The sequence below is a fragment of the Nocardia sp. CY41 genome (assembly GCF_009829325.1).
In the GTDB taxonomy this organism is placed as follows: domain Bacteria; phylum Actinomycetota; class Actinomycetes; order Mycobacteriales; family Mycobacteriaceae; genus Nocardia.
This window is the reverse complement of record NZ_VUOS01000019.1, coordinates 60,100-77,753: the sequence shown is the minus strand read 5'-3', so window position 1 is coordinate 77,753 and position 17,654 is coordinate 60,100. Positions and strand designations below refer to the sequence as shown.

17 protein-coding genes are annotated in these 17,654 nt (G+C 69.3%); 3 read left to right on the top strand and 14 right to left on the bottom strand.

Going from position 1 to position 17,654, the window contains the following annotated elements:
* Nucleotides 1-7 precede the first annotated feature (7 nt).
* The 3 genes from GVY64_RS21075 to GVY64_RS21065 are packed head-to-tail and all read right to left on the bottom strand — an operon-like array spanning nucleotide 8 to nucleotide 2,558.
* Entirely contained in the window at nucleotides 8-1,531 is a 1,524-nt protein-coding gene (locus tag GVY64_RS21075; protein WP_201298095.1) for a glycosyltransferase family 39 protein, read from the bottom strand.
* Nucleotides 1,524-2,159 (bottom strand): TetR/AcrR family transcriptional regulator, encoded by a 636-nt coding sequence (locus GVY64_RS21070; RefSeq protein ID WP_159844063.1) that lies wholly within the window; start codon nucleotides 2,157-2,159, stop codon nucleotides 1,524-1,526. The genes GVY64_RS21075 and GVY64_RS21070 overlap by 8 nt, the downstream gene beginning before the upstream one ends.
* Nucleotides 2,160-2,192: 33 nt before the next feature.
* Nucleotides 2,193-2,558, bottom strand: coding sequence for a nuclear transport factor 2 family protein (locus GVY64_RS21065; protein ID WP_159844061.1), 366 nt, complete (start codon nucleotides 2,556-2,558; stop codon nucleotides 2,193-2,195).
* Between the two features lie 104 nt (nucleotides 2,559-2,662).
* Between GVY64_RS21065 and GVY64_RS21060 the strand changes: the two genes are divergently transcribed.
* Complete coding sequence (locus tag GVY64_RS21060; RefSeq protein WP_159844059.1) at nucleotides 2,663-3,673, top strand: RNA polymerase subunit sigma-70; 1,011 nt, start codon at nucleotides 2,663-2,665, stop codon at nucleotides 3,671-3,673.
* A 90-nt stretch (nucleotides 3,674-3,763) separates the two neighbouring features.
* Here the strand turns inward: GVY64_RS21060 and arc are convergent, their stop codons facing one another.
* A complete protein-coding gene (gene arc, locus GVY64_RS21055; protein ID WP_159844057.1) occupies nucleotides 3,764-5,524 on the bottom strand; it encodes a proteasome ATPase in 1,761 nt (586 codons plus the stop codon).
* A 179-nt stretch (nucleotides 5,525-5,703) separates the two neighbouring features.
* Between arc and GVY64_RS21050 the strand changes: the two genes are divergently transcribed.
* A complete protein-coding gene (locus tag GVY64_RS21050; RefSeq protein ID WP_159844055.1) occupies nucleotides 5,704-6,216 on the top strand; it encodes a hypothetical protein in 513 nt (170 codons plus the stop codon).
* 37 nt (nucleotides 6,217-6,253) lie between these two features.
* On the opposite strand, the gene GVY64_RS21045 is transcribed toward GVY64_RS21050, so the two are convergent.
* A complete protein-coding gene (locus GVY64_RS21045; protein ID WP_159844053.1) occupies nucleotides 6,254-7,087 on the bottom strand; it encodes a tRNA (adenine-N1)-methyltransferase in 834 nt (277 codons plus the stop codon).
* 75 nt (nucleotides 7,088-7,162) lie between these two features.
* Here GVY64_RS21045 and GVY64_RS21040 point away from each other — a divergent pair, with 75 nt between their 5' ends.
* Entirely contained in the window at nucleotides 7,163-8,074 is a 912-nt protein-coding gene (locus GVY64_RS21040; RefSeq protein WP_159844051.1) for a RecB family exonuclease, read from the top strand.
* A 119-nt stretch (nucleotides 8,075-8,193) separates the two neighbouring features.
* On the opposite strand, the gene GVY64_RS21035 is transcribed toward GVY64_RS21040, so the two are convergent.
* The 9 genes from GVY64_RS21035 to GVY64_RS21000 form a co-directional block, all read right to left on the bottom strand.
* On the bottom strand, nucleotides 8,194-9,345 hold the full coding sequence (locus tag GVY64_RS21035) for a YeiH family protein (protein ID WP_442939611.1): 1,152 nt from the start codon (nucleotides 9,343-9,345) through the stop codon (nucleotides 8,194-8,196).
* A gap of 41 nt (nucleotides 9,346-9,386) precedes the next feature.
* Entirely contained in the window at nucleotides 9,387-9,521 is a 135-nt protein-coding gene (locus GVY64_RS38745) for a hypothetical protein (protein WP_255218394.1), read from the bottom strand.
* Nucleotides 9,522-9,634: 113 nt separating this feature from the next.
* On the bottom strand, nucleotides 9,635-10,486 hold the full coding sequence (gene hisG / locus GVY64_RS21030) for an ATP phosphoribosyltransferase (protein WP_159844049.1): 852 nt from the start codon (nucleotides 10,484-10,486) through the stop codon (nucleotides 9,635-9,637).
* Between the two features lie 42 nt (nucleotides 10,487-10,528).
* Complete coding sequence (locus GVY64_RS21025; protein WP_039798430.1) at nucleotides 10,529-10,792, bottom strand: phosphoribosyl-ATP diphosphatase; 264 nt, start codon at nucleotides 10,790-10,792, stop codon at nucleotides 10,529-10,531.
* 117 nt (nucleotides 10,793-10,909) lie between these two features.
* Nucleotides 10,910-12,724, bottom strand: coding sequence for a choline/carnitine O-acyltransferase (locus GVY64_RS21020; protein ID WP_159844047.1), 1,815 nt, complete (start codon nucleotides 12,722-12,724; stop codon nucleotides 10,910-10,912).
* The gene (locus GVY64_RS21015; RefSeq protein ID WP_201298094.1) at nucleotides 12,721-13,557 is read right to left on the bottom strand and encodes a class I SAM-dependent methyltransferase; all 837 of its coding nucleotides are present in this window, start codon (nucleotides 13,555-13,557) and stop codon (nucleotides 12,721-12,723) included. Before GVY64_RS21015 ends, GVY64_RS21020 begins: the two co-directional genes overlap by 4 nt.
* A 44-nt stretch (nucleotides 13,558-13,601) precedes the next feature.
* Nucleotides 13,602-14,465 carry a HalD/BesD family halogenase gene (locus GVY64_RS21010; protein ID WP_159844045.1) on the bottom strand — a complete coding sequence of 288 codons (864 nt, stop codon included), beginning with the start codon at nucleotides 14,463-14,465 and terminating at the stop codon, nucleotides 13,602-13,604.
* A 159-nt stretch (nucleotides 14,466-14,624) separates the two neighbouring features.
* A complete protein-coding gene (locus tag GVY64_RS21005; protein WP_328820987.1) occupies nucleotides 14,625-15,296 on the bottom strand; it encodes an HAD family hydrolase in 672 nt (223 codons plus the stop codon).
* A 275-nt stretch (nucleotides 15,297-15,571) separates the two neighbouring features.
* Nucleotides 15,572-17,392, bottom strand: a complete 1,821-nt coding sequence (locus GVY64_RS21000) for a serine/threonine-protein kinase (RefSeq protein WP_159844043.1) — start codon at nucleotides 17,390-17,392, stop codon at nucleotides 15,572-15,574.
* Nucleotides 17,393-17,654: the final 262 nt, after the last annotated feature.

Here is a 17,654-nt window from a genome sequence, read left to right as displayed (position 1 = left end):
CGCGGCATCAGTTCAGCCGCAGCATGTCCGGCCAGTATCGCGACCACGGCGCACGTGGTTGCGCGCAGCGCCAGATGGTGACGCCACGGGTGACACCGGGATATCCGAGCCGGGCGTCGACCTGCCCCACCGCGGTGACCTCGACGCAGTGCGCGCGCACGTCGGCCTCGGTGCCGCCCACCCAGAGCACTGTCGTGGCCGTATCGGGCGGGGTGCCGAAGTAGCCGAAACCACGATTCGGACTGTAGACGGCGGGCAGCCCGTACCGGGCTCGATGGACGTCCAAAGCGCTTGCCTGCCAATATGAATCGGTGATCACCACGGACGACGATCGCTCCGGCTCCGGCAGCGCACGGTAGGCCGCCGCTGTTCCCGCCGCGAGTTCCGACCAGCCGAATCGCCCGTAGAGCGCGATCTCCAAGCCTGCCTGAGCCTGCGTGTCGACCGGCTCGACAGCGGACTCCGGGCGCAGTGGCAGGGAAAATGCCACCAGGGCGACGGACAGCGCGAGCAACGGCACGGTGACGATCGTGCGCGAGCGACGCCGGTTCTCCGTCCACCGCACCGCCCCCGCCGCGATCAGCACTCCGTAGCAGCCCGTCGCGTAGTACGGACGTCCGTTCGTCGCGATGAAGACCACGACCAGCACTATCGGCAGCAGCCCGAGGAACCGGTAGGGCCGCCAGGACTCCACCCGCCACAGTGTCCACACTCCGTAGACCAGCAGCAGACCGCCGATCAGACCGGCGGCGGCGAGCGCCAGCGGCAGCCAGACGGAGCGACCGCCGATCGTGGCCTGCTCGGCGGCGACCGCTCCACCCAGGCGTAGCTGCGGCCACCCGTGCGCCGCCTGCCACACCAGGCCAGGCGCAGAGGTCAGCACGACTACGGCGCCGCCGCACCACAGTGCGGGGCGGCGCAGCAGCTCACGCGGTCCGTAGACCGCCACCCCGATCGCGAGGGCGATCCAGAAGAACGGGATCAGCCACTTGACCTGCATGTCGACCGCGGTGACCAGCGCAGCCGCCGCCAGCAGGCCGTCGTGGCGGGTGCGGACCCAGCGGACCACCAGCCAACTCACCACCACCCAGAGTGCGGTATCGATCGTGTTGGTGGCCAGTTGGTCGCCTTGTACCAGCAGGAACGGCGAGGTGGCGTAGGCCGCCGCGGCCAGCACCTGCGCCGCGCGGCCGCCACCGAACTCCCTGGCGATCGAGGCGGTGATCACCACCGCGGCCACGGTGGCAAGCACAGCCGGAAGGCGGAGCGCCACCAGGGAGCCCGGGGCGAGCAGATCCATCATCCGGGCGATCGCCGGCAGCACCGGCCCCTGATCGGCATAGCCGACGGCGAGTCTGCGCCCAGCGGCGACGAAATACAGTTCGTCACCGAAGAATCCATACCTCCCGATCGAGACGAGCAGCGCCAGCGCGCCGAGCGCCGCTACCGCGCCCACTCCGCCGAGGGCGAACGGAGGCAGCGGTTCGCCGGGATCCACCTGCCGCCGTGCGCGATTCTGCACTTCAGTCATGCTCGCTCGCCTTGCGCGTCGCCGTGTCGAACAACCTGCACAGATGCGCCGAGTAGGCGTCCATCGCGAAGTCCGGTTCCCGCACGGCACGTCCCGCCGCGCCGTCGATGGCGTCGCGGATCGACTTGGCCATCAACAGTGGATCGAACTCGCCGAACTCCCCGGTGCGCTGCCCGTCGGTCATGATGTCGACCAGCGGCGCGATGATGTCGCGTTCCCCGTCTGCGGAAGCGAATTTCGGGTGGCCCTCCGCGTCGCGCAGATTCGTCACGACCTCCACCAGCGCGGCCACGTAAGTCGTATTCGCTTCGATGAAGCCGAGATTCGATGCGAGATAGGCCAGCAGGCTCTCGCGCGCGCCGACCGCCGCGGCCACCCGTGGCGCGATGTACTCCGCCGCCGAGACGTACAGCTGGACCACCAGCTGCGTCATCAGGTCGTCCTTGCCCTCGAAGTGGTAGGAGATGACTCCTTTGGAGATACCCGCGTGCTCGGCGATCCGTGCCAGCGAGGCGTTGGCGTACCCGACTCGAGAGATCACCTCCACCGCCGCGGCGATGATCTGCCGTCGCCGCGCCTCCTCGATGAACGATCCGCGTTGGCCACCCGTACTATTTTCTGGCCGCATGGCCAAATATTAGCACGAGCGGCCTACGCCGATTCAGCGCGCGGCGGCCCGAGCCGCGTCGAACGGCGCACGGTCGAAGATGATCCGGACATACGTGATCCGTCCGTCGACCACCTTGTGCCACTCCGCGCCGGGCGCGTTCGGAACCGGAACGGTCACCGTGTCGTACATCAGCAGCGCGGTGCGGTCGTCACCGAACGAGGCCAGCAAGGTCGAGTCGGTGAGGATCCGGCTGAACGGTTCGAGGAAATCGCGGAACGCCGCGGCTCCGGCGATCCGCCCGGCGGGGGCGTCGCAGATGATGTCGTCGGCGACGTAGGTCATGGCGTCGTCGAAATCGTGACCGGTCCAGGCGCGATAGAACGCGAGCGAAGTCCGCAGAGCGATGGGTTCGGACATGGTGTCTCCTTCCGGTGAGCATCGGCGCTTCGCCGTGCTGTAGGTAGTGACACCGGGAACGGGCCCGATGGAACGCCCGACGGCGAACTGGCACCATCGACGGCGTGCAGCAGAAGACCCTGGAACGGGCATGCGCGGGCGACGAGTCGGCGTTTCGGACCCTCACCGACCCGCACCGGCGCGAGTTGGAACTGCACTGCTACCGGCTGCTCGGCTCGATGACCGATGCCGAGGACATGGTGCAGGAGACCTTGCTCGCGGCTTGGCGCGGCCTGCCCGGCTTCCGGCAACAGTCGTCGCTGCGCTCGTGGCTGTACCGCATCGCCACCAACCGGTGCCTCAACGCGCTGCGGGACGCCCGCCGCCGGATGCCGCCCGAGCCGGTGCCGCCGTTCTCGCCGCCCGAACCCACCCGCCGGGACGAAGTGCGCTGGTTGCAGCCATACCCCGACAGCAAGATCGACATTGCCGATCCCGCGCCCGGCCCGGAGGCCCGCTACGTGGCCACCGAAGCGGTCGAGCTGGCCTTCGTCATGGGGTTGCAGCGACTACCGCCGCGCCAAGCCGCGATCCTGGTGCTGCGCGACGTCCTCGGCTTCCCCGTCGCCGAGGTGGCCGACATCCTCGGCGTCACGCCCACCGTGGTCAAGGGACACCTGCAACGCGCACGAGCGTCGCTCGACCGGCATCGAGGTCGGACGCTTCCGCGCCAGGCCGCTCCCGAAGAACGCGCTCTCGCAAGCCGTTTCGCCGCAGCGTACCTCTCCGGCGACGTCGAAGGCGTGATCGCGCTGCTGACCGACGACGCGTGGCTTTCGATGCCGCCCGCGCCACACGAGTACCACGGTCCGGCCGCGATCGCGGAATTCCTGTCCGCTTCCTTCACCTACAGTGGCGAGCGCCGCGTCCACCTGGTGCCGACGGGAGCCAACGGCCTGCCCGCGTTCGGCGCCTACCTCGACGACGCGGTGCGCCCGGTCGCGACTCCGGCCGGCCTGATCGTGCTCACACCAGCGGGCGACCGCATCGGCAGGATCACCCGTTTCCACCTCGACGCTCTCTACCCGCGGTTCGGCCTGCCCGACCGACTGCCTTCTGGCTCGCCGCCCGCGTGACCGGCACGAGGCGGCGGCGACCTGCTCCTGCACGAACAGTGAAGGGCCGCGCCTCCGGAGAGACGCGGCCCTTCGTGGTCCGGCGGAACCTTACAGGTACTGACCGGTGTTCGACTCGGTGTCGATGGCGCGGCTGGCGCTGGCGTTCTTGCCGGTGACCAGCGTGCGGATGTAGACGATCCGCTCGCCCTTCTTACCCGAGATGCGCGCCCAGTCATCCGGATTCGTGGTGTTGGGCAAGTCCTCGTTCTCGGAGAACTCGTCCACGATCGAATCGTAGAGATGCTGGATCCGCAGACCCGGATTGCCGGTGTCGAGCACCGCCTTGATGGCGTACTTCTTGGAGCGGTCCACGATGTTCTGGATCATGGCGCCGGAGTTGAAGTCCTTGAAGTACAGGACCTCTTTGTCACCGTTGGCGTAGGTGACCTCCAGGAAGCGGTTGTCCTCGCTCTCGGCGTACATCCGGTCGACGACCCGTTCGATCATCGCGCGGATGCACAGGCCCTTGTCGCCGCCGAACTCGGCCAGATCGTCGTCGTGCAGAGGAAGCTGCTCGGTGAGGTACTTCGAGAAGATATCCTGCGCCGACTCCGCGTCGGGACGCTCGATCTTGATCTTCACGTCCAAGCGGCCCGGCCGCAGGATCGCCGGATCGATCATGTCCTCACGGTTGGAGGCGCCGATCACGATGACGTTCTCCAAGCCCTCGACGCCATCGATCTCCGACAGCAGCTGGGGCACCACGGTGGTCTCCACGTCGGAGGAGACACCCGAGCCGCGGGTGCGGAAGATCGAGTCCATCTCGTCGAAGAACACGATCACCGGCGTGCCCTCGGACGCCTTCTCACGCGCCCGCTGGAAGATGATCCGGATGTGGCGCTCGGTCTCGCCCACGAACTTGTTGAGCAGCTCGGGGCCCTTGATGTTCAGGAAGTACGACTTGGCTTCCTTGGCATCCTCACCGCGCGCCTCGGCGATCTTCTTGGCCAGCGAGTTGGCCACCGCCTTGGCGATCAGCGTCTTGCCGCAACCGGGCGGACCGTAGAGCAGCACGCCCTTCGGCGGGCGCAGCGCGTACTCGCGGAACAGGTCCTTGTGCAGGAACGGCAGCTCCACCGCGTCGCGGATCTGCTCGATCTGCCTGCCGAGACCGCCGATGTCGCTGTAGTCGACGTCGGGCACCTCTTCCAGCACCAGGTCCTCGACCTCGGCCTTGGGGATGCGCTCGAAGGCGAAACCGGCCTTCGAGTCCACCAGCAGCGAGTCGCCCGGCCGCAACTTGCGAATGGGGGAATCAGGGTCGTCCAGGTCGTCCATCTCGGCGACCTTCGCCAGCGGGCCGGCCAGCCACACCACGCGCTCCTCGTCGGCATGGCCGACGACCAGGGCGCGACGTCCGTCGTCGAGGATCTCCCGGAGGGTGCCGATCTCGCCGACCGCGTCGTAGTGCCCGGCCTCGACGACCGTGAGCGCCTCGTTGAGGCGGACGGTCTGACCGTATTCGAGCGTCGAGGTCTCGATGTTCGGTGAACACGTCAACCGCATCTTGCGACCCGAAGTGAACACGTCGACCGTCTGATCGTCGTACACACCGATCAGGATGCCGTATCCGCTCGGCGGCTGACCGAGCCGATCGACCTCCTCACGCAGCGCCACCAACTGCTGGCGCGCTTCCTTGAGGGTGTCCATCAGCTTCGTGTTGCGAATGGTCAGCGAATCGATGCGGGCTTCCAATTCCCGTGTGCGATCTGGCGAGTCGGCGAGTTGCCTTCGGAGTGCAGCCGCCTCGGCGCGTACCGCCTCGAGCTCTCTCCAGGCCGCCGAATCCGAATTCTCGATGGGGCTCATGTGCTGCTCCTCCCAGTCCCGGTCTATCAACGCTACCGGGCGCGACCCGTTCTCGCTTTCCGACATGGTTTCGTGGTGATCACATCTGGGCCGCGATCGGCGGCCGGACCACCATGTTAGCCTGCCCTAACCCGACCCTGGCGAGCCCGCTCGCCGCCCGAGCCGAAAGGTTGCCGACCATGCTCCTTCCCGCGAGAACCCTGCGTGTATCCCTTGCCACCGCCGCCGCGGCGCTGGCCATCTCCGGCGCACTGGCGGCCTGCGGATCCGACGACGACACCGCTACGGCGACCTCGGCCACCACCAGCGCCGCCGCCTCGGGTACCCACGATCACGGCGACCATGCGACCGCCGCGCCGACCGCCGAGAGCTTGCAGGCGATGCTGGGCAAGTTCGCCGATTCGAATGTACCCACCGCGGAGAAGTCCAAGCTGATCGTCAACGGCGAGCAGCGCACCGCGAACATCGACCAGATGAACAAGGGCTTGCAAGGCTACACGCTCACCTTCACCGTCGCCGACCTCACCGTCCAGGGCAATACCGCGAACGCGCAGGTGACCATCACCTCCCCGCACGGCGCGGCGCCCGCCGTGCCGCTGAGCTGGGAGAACGTCGACGGCACCTGGAAGCTGTCGGACGCCGCCGGCTGCCTGCTGCTCGGCTTCGCGCAGGCGCCCTGCGTCCCGGCCTGAGCCCCGCCGATCGCCGCTCGCCCCCGCCCGGCCGCGCTCAGCCCTTCGACGGCCTGCGCTGCGGCTTGGGCGTGACGGTGCCCTCAGCGAGCCTGCGGGCGCTGACCAGGAAGGCGGTGTGACCCTGCATGCGGTGTTCGGGTCGCACGGCGAGGCCGACGACATGCCACGGCCGCACCAGCGACTCCCACGATCGCGGCTCGGTCCAGCACTCCTGCTCGCGCAGCGCTTCGACCACCTTCGACAACTGCGTGACGGTGGCGACGTAGACGATCAGCACGCCGCCGGGCACCAGCGCCTTGGACACGGCCGGGAGCGCGTCCCACGGCGCGAGCATGTCCAGCACGGCGCGATCCACCGGCTCTCCGGTGTAGCCGGCGACATCGCCGACGGTCAGCGACCAGTTCGCAGGCCGTTCACCGAAGAACGTCTCCACGTTGCGGACCGCGTGCTCGGCGTGGTCGGCGCGGATCTCGTAGGACAGCACCTGCCCCTGCGGCCCGACCGCCCGCAGCAGCGAGCAGGTCAGCGCGCCGGATCCCGCGCCGGCTTCGAGCACGCGCGCCCCGGGGAACATGTCACCCTCGTGCACGATCTGCGCGGCGTCCTTGGGATAGATCACCGCTGCGCCGCGCGGCATGGACAGCACGTAGTCGATCAGCAGCGGACGCAGCGCGAGGTACGGCGTGCCGTTGGTGGAGTGCACCACGCTGCCCTCGTCGGCGCCGATCAGGCTGTCGTGCTTGATCCCGCCACGATGGGTGTGGAACTCCTTGCCCGGCTCCAAGACCACCGTGTACAGGCGCCCTTTGGCATCGGTCAGCTGCACCCGGTCACCGATGGTGAATGGCCCGGTCCGTCTGGCCGTCATGAATCTCCGTTCCGCTGGTTGGAATCCGTGCTGTCGCGCACCGGCGTGTCGGTGCCGCGGGATAGCCTGCCAGGTATGTGCTCGCCCGTGTCCACGCCCCCTGCCGACGGCGCGCGCGCCCCGGAGCTCGCTGCGACCGCGAGCCGCGCCCGGCCCGCGCTGTCGCCTTCCCGGGCAACGGATTTCAAGCAGTGCCCGCTGAAATATCGGTTCCGTGCGATCGATCGGATACCGGAGCGGCCCTCGATACACGCGGTGCGCGGCACGGTGGTGCACGCGGTGCTCGAGGATCTCTACGGGCTGCCCGCTGCGGAGCGGGTGCCCGAGCGCGCCGACGCCCTGGTGCCGTCGGCGTGGGCGCGGGTGCGGGGCGAGCAGCCGGAGGTCGCGGAGCTGATCGCCGGCGAGCGGCTCGACGTGTTCCTCGGCGAGGTGCGCGCGCTGGTGCGCCGCTACTACCGGCTGGAGGACCCCACCCGGTTCGACCCGGAATCTCGCGAAGCGCGGGTGGAGGTCGAACTGGACGACGGCGCACTGCTGCGCGGGTTCGTCGACCGGATCGACGTCGCACCGAGCGGCGCCCTGCGCGTCGTGGACTACAAGACCGGCCGTGTGCCGGGGCTCACTCAAGAGACCACAGCGCTGTTCCAGTTGAAGTTCTACGCCTTGGTGGTCCTGCGCACCCGCGGGCTCGTGCCCGCCCAGTTGCGGCTGCTCTACTTGGCCGACGAGCAGATCCTCACCTACGCCCCCGACGAGCAGGAATTGCTGCGCTTCGAGCGCACGCTCTCGGCCCTGTGGGCGGCGATCCGTGAGGCAGGCCGCACGGGGGACTTCCCGCCGAACCCCAGCCGGATGTGCTCCTACTGCGACTACAAGCCGTTGTGCCCGGCGTTCGGCGGCACGCCGCCGCCCTACCCCGGCTGGCCGAGCGGCGACGCGGCCGAATCCCCGGACGAAACCCTGGCCGAAGCCGTATCGGACTGACGGGCCGGTGGCCTCGTGCGGCCACAGGAAGTCCATGCCCGGCCGCCCGATCCCGGCGTTCAGGATCGGGCGACACCGGATGCCGGTTCTCGGCCGCGCCCGTCGGCGAGCAGCGAACCTCAGACGGTGAAGTTGTGGAACAACAGCACCGAAAGTCCCAGGCCGACGGCGAGATTCACCACTGCCGCGGAACCGAACACCACGACCGGTCGCCAGCCCGCTTCCCGTAGCCCGCGCAGCGAGAACTCCAAACCGATGGAGACGAACGCGAAGATCAGGAACCAGGTGCGCAGATCGTTGACGATCGCGATGTGTGCGGCGCCGGACTTCTTGTCCGCCGACTGCAGGTACAGCGTGCCGATGATCGAGGCGGCGACGAAGCCGAGCACGAACTTCGGGAATCGCTCCCAGAACTGCCGGGCCGACGGGCGCGCCGCTCCCGGTGTCCGCTCGACGCGCAGCGTGAAGTAGGCGGTCAGCGCGATCGCGACGACACCGATCAGGGCGTTCTGCGTGGTCTTGACTATGGTGGCGATCTGCAGCGCCTTCTCCCCGGCGATCGCGCCGGAGGCCGCGACCGCCGCCGTGGTGTCGATGTTGCCGCCGATCCAGGCGCCCGCGACCGCGTCCGGCAACCCGAGCACCCCGGCCAGCCAGGGCAGCAGGAAGATCGAGGGCAGCGCGAAGACGATCACCAGCGAGGCCGCGTAGGCGATCTGCTCACGCCGGGCCTGCACCGCGCCCGCCGCGGCGATCGCCGCGCTGACGCCGCAGATCGACACCGCCGAGGACAGCAGCGCGCGAAGTTTGTCGTCCAGCCCCAGGCGCCCGCCCAGCCACCAGGTGAAGCCGAACACGGCCGTGATCAGCAACAGTGCTTGCAGGATCGACGGGCCCGCCGCGGTGACCAGGATCTTCAGATTGATCGACGCGCCGAGCAGCACCACGCCGGTCTTGATGAAGAACTCGGTGCGGAAGCCCGCCGAAAGCCGGTCGCGCAGAGCTAGTTCGGTCAGCACCACGTTGCCGATCAATCCGAGCGCGATGGCGTACACCGGGAATTCGATCGACTTGGCGACCCGCTGGAACGGAGTGTCCACCGACCACCGCGGGACGTGCGTTTCGAAGTACCGCGTGAGAGCCCCGAGCACGATCACCACGGCGATACCGGCCGCGACGGCGCCGGCCGTCGGACGGGATACCGCTTGCAACGCTTCGGTTTCCGAGGGGGGAACCTCGGCACGCCCCGCCCCGGTCCTGCTCTCGGTCAGGGCGTTCGGTTCGTTCGCCGCTCCGGCACCGGTCTCGGCCATCACGGCACCAGCCAGTCCGGAATCACGCCGAGCAGGACCAGCGCGATCAGGATCAGCCCGGCGATCGCCGCCAGCCAATCCTCGTTCCAAGTGAATGTGCTGCCCGACTGCTCCTCGGGTGGTGACTGCGACACGGGGGCTCCTTGCGTTTCCTCATCGAGAGGCCGCACGGTAGCAACACCCGGTCACAGCGCACACCGATTGCGCTCAGCGTGAACGAATCAGGCGAATCGAACGAATCCGGCGTTCAGAATGCGCGGCAGGAGCGAATGTCGGTGGCCAGGATCGCTTTCGCGCCCAGGTCGGCCAGCTTGTCCATCAGCTCGTTGCTCTGCTTGCGCGGCACCAGTGCCCGCACGGCCACCCAGCCGGTATCGGCCAGCGGCGCCACCGTGGGCGACTCCAAGCCGGGGGTGATGACGAACGCCTCGTCGAGCAGGTCCTTCGGGCAGTCGTAGTCCAGCATGACGTACTGCTGGGCGAAGACCACGCCCTGGACCCGAGCGACGAGCTGGTTGCGCGCCCGGTCGCCCTGGTCGGCGTCCTTGCGCTCGACCAGCACCCCCTCGGAATCGCACAGCGATTCCCCGAAGGCCACCAGATTGTGCTGACGCAGCGTGCGCCCCGAGCCGACGACGTCGGCGATGGCGTCGGCGACCCCGAGCTGGATGGAGATCTCCACCGCGCCGTCGAGACGGATCACCTCGGCCTCGATGCCCCGGCGGCGCAGGTCGTTCAGCACCAGGTTCGGGTAGGAGGTGGCGATCCGCTTGTCGTAGAGGTCCTCGACCTTCCACTCCCGCCCGGCCGGGGCGGCGTAGCGGAAGGTGGAGCGGCCGAACCCGAGGGCGAGGCGTTCCTGCACCGGGGCGCCGGAATCCCACGCCAGATCACGCCCGGTGATGCCGAGATCGAGTTCCCCGGAGCCGACGTAGATCGCGATGTCCTTGGGTCGCAGGAAAAAGAACTCGACCTGGTTGGCCGGGTCGAGAACGGTCAGGTCACGGGAGTCGGTGCGCTTGCGGTAGCCCGCCTCGGTGAGGATCGAGACGGCGGATTCGGATAGAGCGCCCTTGTTGGGGACTGCGACGCGCAGCATGGGAGAGTCCTTTCGAGAGGAGATCGGGGTGTCGGACGGCCGTCACAGATGTCGGTACACGTCCTCGAGCTTCAGCCCGCGGCCCACCATCAGCACCTGCACCCAGTACAGCAGCTGGGAGATCTCCTCGGCGAGCGACTCGTCGCTCTCGTGTTCGGCGGCCAGCCACACCTCACCGGCCTCCTCGAGCACCTTCTTACCCTGGGTATGCACGCCTGCGTCCAGCGCGGCAACGGTTCCGGACCCCTCGGGGCGGTTGACCGCACGATCCTGCAGCTCGGCGAACAGGGATTCGAAGTTCTTCACGATGAGCCATTGTTTCAGACCCGGATGCGGGCCCGTTGCTCCGGCCCACGATGGCCCGGAACGGCGTCCGCCCGGTTCTCCCGCACCCGGCGGGCGGAAGAACCGGGCGGAGGGCGCCTAGTTCCCGGCGAGCAACGCTCGCAGATCGGCGACCGCCGTGCGGAGGTGGTCGGCGAACGCGTACATCTGGTCGGCGACCGGCTTCGGGGTGGCCAGGTAGAGATTCCACCGGTCCGGGAGCAGCACGTAGGCGATGCCGATGCAGCGGGAGCTGGTGGAGCCGAAACCGAAGTAGCGGATGTTGACCGACGGCGCCGAGCTGGTGCTCAGGTAGTCGTCGCGCATGATCGTCCAGCCCGGGCTGTCGTAGAGCGGGATCGGGTCGGTGACGCCCAGTTCCGCGCCGCGCCTGCACTGGATCCACTGCAGCTCCCACAGGTGCTGTTCGGGCGCGTCTCCGGCCTGACACTGCTTGGCCCGTTCCACGTGCGCCGCCGCGGCCGTCCGCGCCGCGGCGAGCTTCGTGTCGACGTCGGCGTCCGGGTCCTGCATCGCGTCCACGAAGGCGATCATCTCCGGGGTGACCACCCGCATGGCCTCGGTGCGGCCGTTGCGGTACTGCCTGGTCGCGATGGACTCGTAGGTGGCGCCGGTGAGCCCCTTGCTGCGCCGGTGGGCCAGCTGGTAGCTCAGCTGGGCGAAGGCGTCCGGCGAGATGCCCAGCTGCTTGGCCGCGGCGGTGCCGAAGTCCGGGAACGAGACCGTCTGGGTGGCGTTCTCGGCGGCATAGCGGGCGAAGGCTGCGCCGGCCGCGGCGATGTCGCCGCGCTGCGGCTCGTCCAGCACGAACTCGATCGGCTCGACCGAGGGCAGTCCCTGCGCCTGCGCGCCGGAGCGGGCGGCGTGAGCAGGCACCGTCGTCTCCAGCAGGGTGTCCACGAACGAGAGGATGGTGGTGCCGTCGAGTCCGCAGTGTTCGACGTTGATGCCCGCCTGCCCGTCACCGAAGACGATGAACGAGACCGACTTGTCGAACCACCGGTTGGCGCTGTCGCCGTGCAGCAGCTCGTCGCAGGCGTGCTGCTCGTCGCGCGGAGCGAAGTCCTCGAGACAGACGGCGAACAGCGCCGTCTCGATAGCGTCCAGCGCCGCGGCGTTCGCGGGCTCGGCCAGCAGCCGCTGCCTGCTCTCCGCCCATTCCGCACGAGCCTTGGTGGTGAGATGCCCCACCGCGGTGTCGGTGCGGGCCGGGCGCGCGCCCGCCTTGAGCACCGCGCGCAACCCGTCGGCGAGATCCTCCGGCGAGTACGGCGCTCCGTCCGGGCCGATGACGTCCATCCGGAACGGGCTGCCGTGGAAGAACACCACGATGTGCCGGGCCTGCGAGGGACCCGGCCATTCCGCGCTGTAGGGGACCCGCACCGTGTCCTGCTCCACGCCGGGGATCCTGGTCTCGGAGAACAGGTACTTGTTCTGCCACATGGACAGCTGCTGCCCCCGCTGGGTCACCGGCGGGACGGCCTCCTGGTCGAGCGCCAGCTTGTAGTCGACGGCCGCGGAGATGATGCCCGCGGCGCGATCCACCTGGGTGGCGGCGGTGGAGGCGGCCAGCGGCGTGTCGTCCCGGAACAGGAAGAAGAAGTTCGCGTTCAGCGCGATCCGGTCCCGCCTGCCCAGGTAGCGCGACGGCCAGAACAGGTCCAGCCAGCTGCCGACGCCGGGCGTCGCGTCGTATTCCGCGAGCGCCGCGTGCAGCGTGCGCCCCGGCCCGTCGGGTCGCAGCAGGTCATCGACCGCTGCCCGGGTGGCGGCGAGTTCGTCGGCGGTCAGCAGCGGCTCGCACCACTGCAGGAATCGGCCACAGCTGTCCTCCAGCGTCGGCAGGGGCACCCGGGGTAGGTGGTCGTCGGCGGCGAAGGTGCGTTCGGTCAATGCGAGTCCTCGGTGTCGGCGTGATGTTTCGGCAGCGGCCTGGACACATACAGGGTCGCATACAGCCATCCCTGATCTTCCCGGCCGGTCGTGTCGATTCCCTTGGCGGACAGGGTGTTCAGCACCTGCGCCTGTTCGGCCGCGGAGGCGAACCTGCGTTGCTCGTACAACCCCGGCGCCTGCTCGGTCCGGTAGCCGAGCGCGGCGAGTTCCGCCTCGATCGGTGCGAAGTCGAACATGCGCAGTACGAAGTGTGCCATCCACGGCCGCCTGCGCGGGTGCGCCGTGGCCACGCGCGTCAAGGTCTTCTCGGTGACGTAGCCGACGCAGCCGGTGGAGACGACCAGATCGGCGGCCGCCAGCAGGGCGCGCTGCTCGTCGGTCGGTTCGCCGGACTCCAGGTCGGCGTGCACCACATCATGCAGGAGCCCGGCCTCCCGCGCGTAGTCGAGGGCGGGGCGGGAGGCGTCCATACCCAGGAAGCGGACGTCGTCGGCCGCGGTCCCCGCCGCGGCCCGGGCGCGGTCACGCCGGATCAGTCCGGCCCGATCGATGTCGGTGACGGCGTAATGCCCGGCCAGTTCGCCGATCGTGGTGTCGAAACGCAACAGCGCGGCGTTCACGCCGTAGGAACAGCCGATGTCGAGCACCGTCGGCACGGTGACCCGCGCGGAGGCGCGGAATTCCCGAATCTGCTGCTGGAAGAACGGCTTCGCCAGTTCCGGAATGCGGTAGTCCAGTTCGGACATGCGCGTGTAGTACGCGCGCGGATCGGGGCGGTCGTAGATGTCGTCGAAAGACGCTTTCCCGGTCGTGTGTAACGGCACTGGCACTGTCGGTCCTCTCGGGTCGAGCTCGGTCAGTCGAGCCGTTCGGCTCAGTCGAGCAGTCGATCGCCCCGGACGGCGTCGGCCGCGGCGGCTAGATGGTCGGGGAGCACGCGGCCGAACAATTGCCGGGTCCGCTCCACCGTGCCGACCATTCCGGGACGATCGGTGTAGGCGAAAATGGCCGAATGGCGCTGACGCGCACCGCTGACGGGTGAGACGCGGTGCAACGAGAAGCGACCCTGGAACAGCTGCAGGTCGCCCGGACGCAGTTCGAGCCGTTGGACGAAACGCTCGCCGGTACCGGTGAGCACGGCGCGGACGTCGTCGAGGTGTTCCGCCTCGGGTGTGCGGATGTTGGGGCAGTACTCGAAGACGCCACCGTCCTCGGCGGGCTGGGTCAGCATCGAGACGGTGAATTCGTTGGTGTCGAAATGCCAGGGATGCGACATGCCCGGCGCGACGACGTTGAGGCACAGTCCGGCGAGAGGATCGGCGAACTCGTGCAATTCGGTCAAACCGAAGCAGTCGGCGACGAACCGCTGGAACAACTCGTCGGTGTACAGGCGGTGGATCAGCGCGTCGGCGGGGATGCGGTCGCGGGGCACGAAGGCGTTGCCGCGCTCCAGCACGATCCGGCCCGGGTGGTCTTCCGGCAGGTCGGCGTCCAGGGGGATGTTGTAGGCGTTGACCTGCTCGACCTCGTAATGCGCGTGCGGGGCCATCCGCTCCCCCTGCGCCCGCAGGGTGTCGGTCAGCTCGGGGCGGATGAAACCACGCAGCACCGTGCAGCCGGTGTCGGCCAGTTCCGCGCGGGCGCGCCGCACCGTATCGCGCAGCGCCGGCCCTTCCGGATCCACCAGGGGATACCGTGCGGTATCTACGATCTCGTCGAGGACGCCCAACGCTGCCATGGCGTCATTTTGGTGGAGCGCTCGCCGACACGCCCGGGATTCGGCGAGATTGCCGGTGATCACAGTCACACCTACCATCTGCGCGCACTCCCGTTGCGGCACAGTAACTCTCGTCCCGGCGGAGCACGGCGGCCGCGCGTGCCGCGGTCGCCAGGCCACTCAATCGCGTAGGCGCAGCGCCTGTTCCAGATCCGGGACGGTCAGCCCGACGAGTGAATCGCGGAACACCCGTCCCGGCGCGTCCGGCACGGGAATCTCGCACGGGACGACCACCAGTGCGCATCCCGCCGCCTGCGCCGCTCGGGCGCCGGTGGGCGAGTCCTCCACCGCAACACAGTGTTCCGGAGCGAGCCCGAGCAACTCGGCGGCGCGCAGATAGACATCCGGCTCCGGCTTGCCGTGCGCCACCTCGTCGCCGCAGACTGAGACGTCGAAGAAGTCGCGCCCCAGGGTGTCGAGACCGAACTCCGTGAGCGACCGTTTGGTATTGGTGACGAGCGCACTGGACAGACCCGCGGCGCGGACCATGGCCAGCGCATCCTTCGCGCCCGGCCGCCACGGAATGGGGCCGGTCATCAATTCGGTCACCCGTCGTTCCAGGAACTCCCCCGCTGCCCGCAGCGAGGCGGGCGTCGGCTCGATGCCCAGGCCGGTGAACATGATGCGCAGGGCGTTCGGGCCCGATGCCCCGATCAGGGCGTGCCGGATCGCGTCGGTCATCTCGTGACCGTGCTCGCGCGCCAGTTCCCGCACCGCCACGTCCCAGAGTTTCTCCGAGTCGAGCAGCGTGCCGTCCATGTCCCAGAGCACCCCAGCCAGTCGCGCTGTCACGTTTCGGTCCTTCTCCTAGATCTCGCCCATGTCCTCGGCAGTGCTCGGCGCGCCCGCGATCACCGGCCGAGACGGCCGCACGCACCGTATCGCCGGACGGAGCACGCCGCTGCCCCACCCAGCCGAGGCGGCCGGATCGAACGGCGCACGCCGGAGCCCATCGCGCCGGGTGGGACGAGGTCGCCCAGCCGGCGACCATGCTGCCGCGCCGAACGCGTGAGGCCGGGACTGTGCCCGAACGCACCGCCGCGGACCGGGGCGGAAGCGAACGGCGCCTACGTGCCCGACGCTGCTATCTGCAGCTTGGCGCTGTCGCCGACGACCTCGATCCAGCGGCTCTCGGAGGTCGTCGTCCCGTTCTTCAAGATATAGGTGAGCGCGACCACCGCCCGGTTACCGCCGTTCTGCGTGACCGAGCCGACGCTCACCGAACGGATGGTGCCCCAGAATTTCACATAGGAGTCGTAGCCGGTCTGCGCCTGGTATCCGGGCGCCAGCTGCGTCCAGGCGCCGGACACGTTGGTGGGCAGCATGCCGTAGTAGCCCTGGATGAACGAGGCGATCCGGTCGGAGGTCGGCGGCCCGGACGGCGTCGTCGTCGCCGTGGTGGCCGGCCCGGTGGTGGTCGGGGCAGGGCTCGACGTGGTGGGCTGAGGCGTGGTGCTGGGCGGCGGGGTGGTGCTCGGCGCGGGATTCGTCGTCGGCGCCGGAGGGGTGGTTCCCGGGGCGGGCGGGGGCGGCGGGGCACCCGCCGACGTGGGCGCGGGCCCCGGCACGGGCCCGGACGTGGGTGCGGGCGATGCGGCGGAGGTTTGCGCCGGGGCTTGGCCGGGAGCTTGCGCCGGGGCCTGCCGCGGCTCGGTTCCGGCCGCGTCGCCCGGTGACGGCGCGTTCTCGGGCGCCACAGCGGCCGGAGGTACGGCCGACGAGGTCGGCGCGGCTCCGCCCTCGCCGTCCGCTCCGGCCAGCATCGCGATGATGCCGACCAGGATCAGCACCCCGACGACCGCGGCGACTTCAACGGCGATCAGCCGGCCTCGCTGCCGGCCACGCAGCACGCCCGGCAAGGTCGCCGCCATCCCGGCCCGGCGCGGCGCCGGCGTAACCGGTTGCGGCGCGGACGGACCCGACTCCGCGGGTACGACCGCGGTCACTCCGGTGTCGCCCGACTGCTCCGGCGAGACGACAGCGGGGCGGTTCGGCAGCACGGTGGTCGCGGCGGCAGCCGTGGCAGGTGCGGGAATCACCTTGGTCACCGCCGCGGGCAACTGCGGATCCCGGCCCGCGGCAACGGCTTCCAGGAGCGTTTTCGCCTCCCGCATGGTCGGGCGGTCGGCGACGGCCGGAGCGAGCAGGTACATCAGTACCGGCCCCAGTGAACCCGCGGCCTCGGGCGGCGGGATCTCGCCTCGCGCGACCGAATGCAGCAAGGCCAGCGGGTTGTCTCCCTCGCCGAACGGCGGGGTGCCCTGCACTGCCGCGTACAGCGTCGAACCGAGGGCGAAGACGTCGGAGGCCGGTTCGGGATCCTCGCCGCGGGCCACCTCCGGCGACAGATAGGCCGGCGTCCCGGCGAGGAATCCGGTGGCCGTGACCGTTACGTCGCCGACCGCGCGAGAGATGCCGAAGTCGGTGATCTTGACCGTGCCGTCGTCGGCGACGAGCAGGTTGGCCGGCTTCACGTCTCGGTGCATGATCCCCGCGTCGTGTGCGGCCGCCAGGGCGCTCGCCGCCTGCGCGCCGATCCGGGCGACCTCGAGCGGCGGCAGGGTGCGATCGCCCGACAGTTTGGCCGCCAGGCTCGGCGCGTCCAGATACTCCATGACCAGCCAGGGCTGGCCGTCCTCCTCCGCCACGTCGAACACGGTGATGGCGTTCGGATGGTGCAGGCGCGCGGCGATCCGCCCCTCCCGCATGGCACGCCGTTTCGCCTCCAGCGCCGCGGACCCGGTCAGTCCGGGACCCAGGAGCACCTGTTTGACCGCGACGGTGCGCTGCAATCGCTCGTCGGTCGCCCGCCAGACCACACCCATGGCGCCGGTGCCGATCGGATCCGTGAGCCGATACCGTCCCGCGATCAATCGATCCGCCGTCATGGTGGTGTGCCTCTCCTACTTACGCGCCTGGCCGTTTCGCACTCCACGCGCAAGCCCGGAAGACTCCGAAGGCGTACGCGCCGAGGTGCTTCGCACCACTGAGCAGGGACGCGAACGCATCCGCCGACTGCCCCGGATGCAGTTACAACGCCTTCGACAATGGCACATCTACCCGACAGACATCCACCTCCCGGCACGGGGATGGTCGATCGCCCAGGTAAACCGCGCGCGCCCGCCCGGGAAACGCGCCGACGATCGCTCC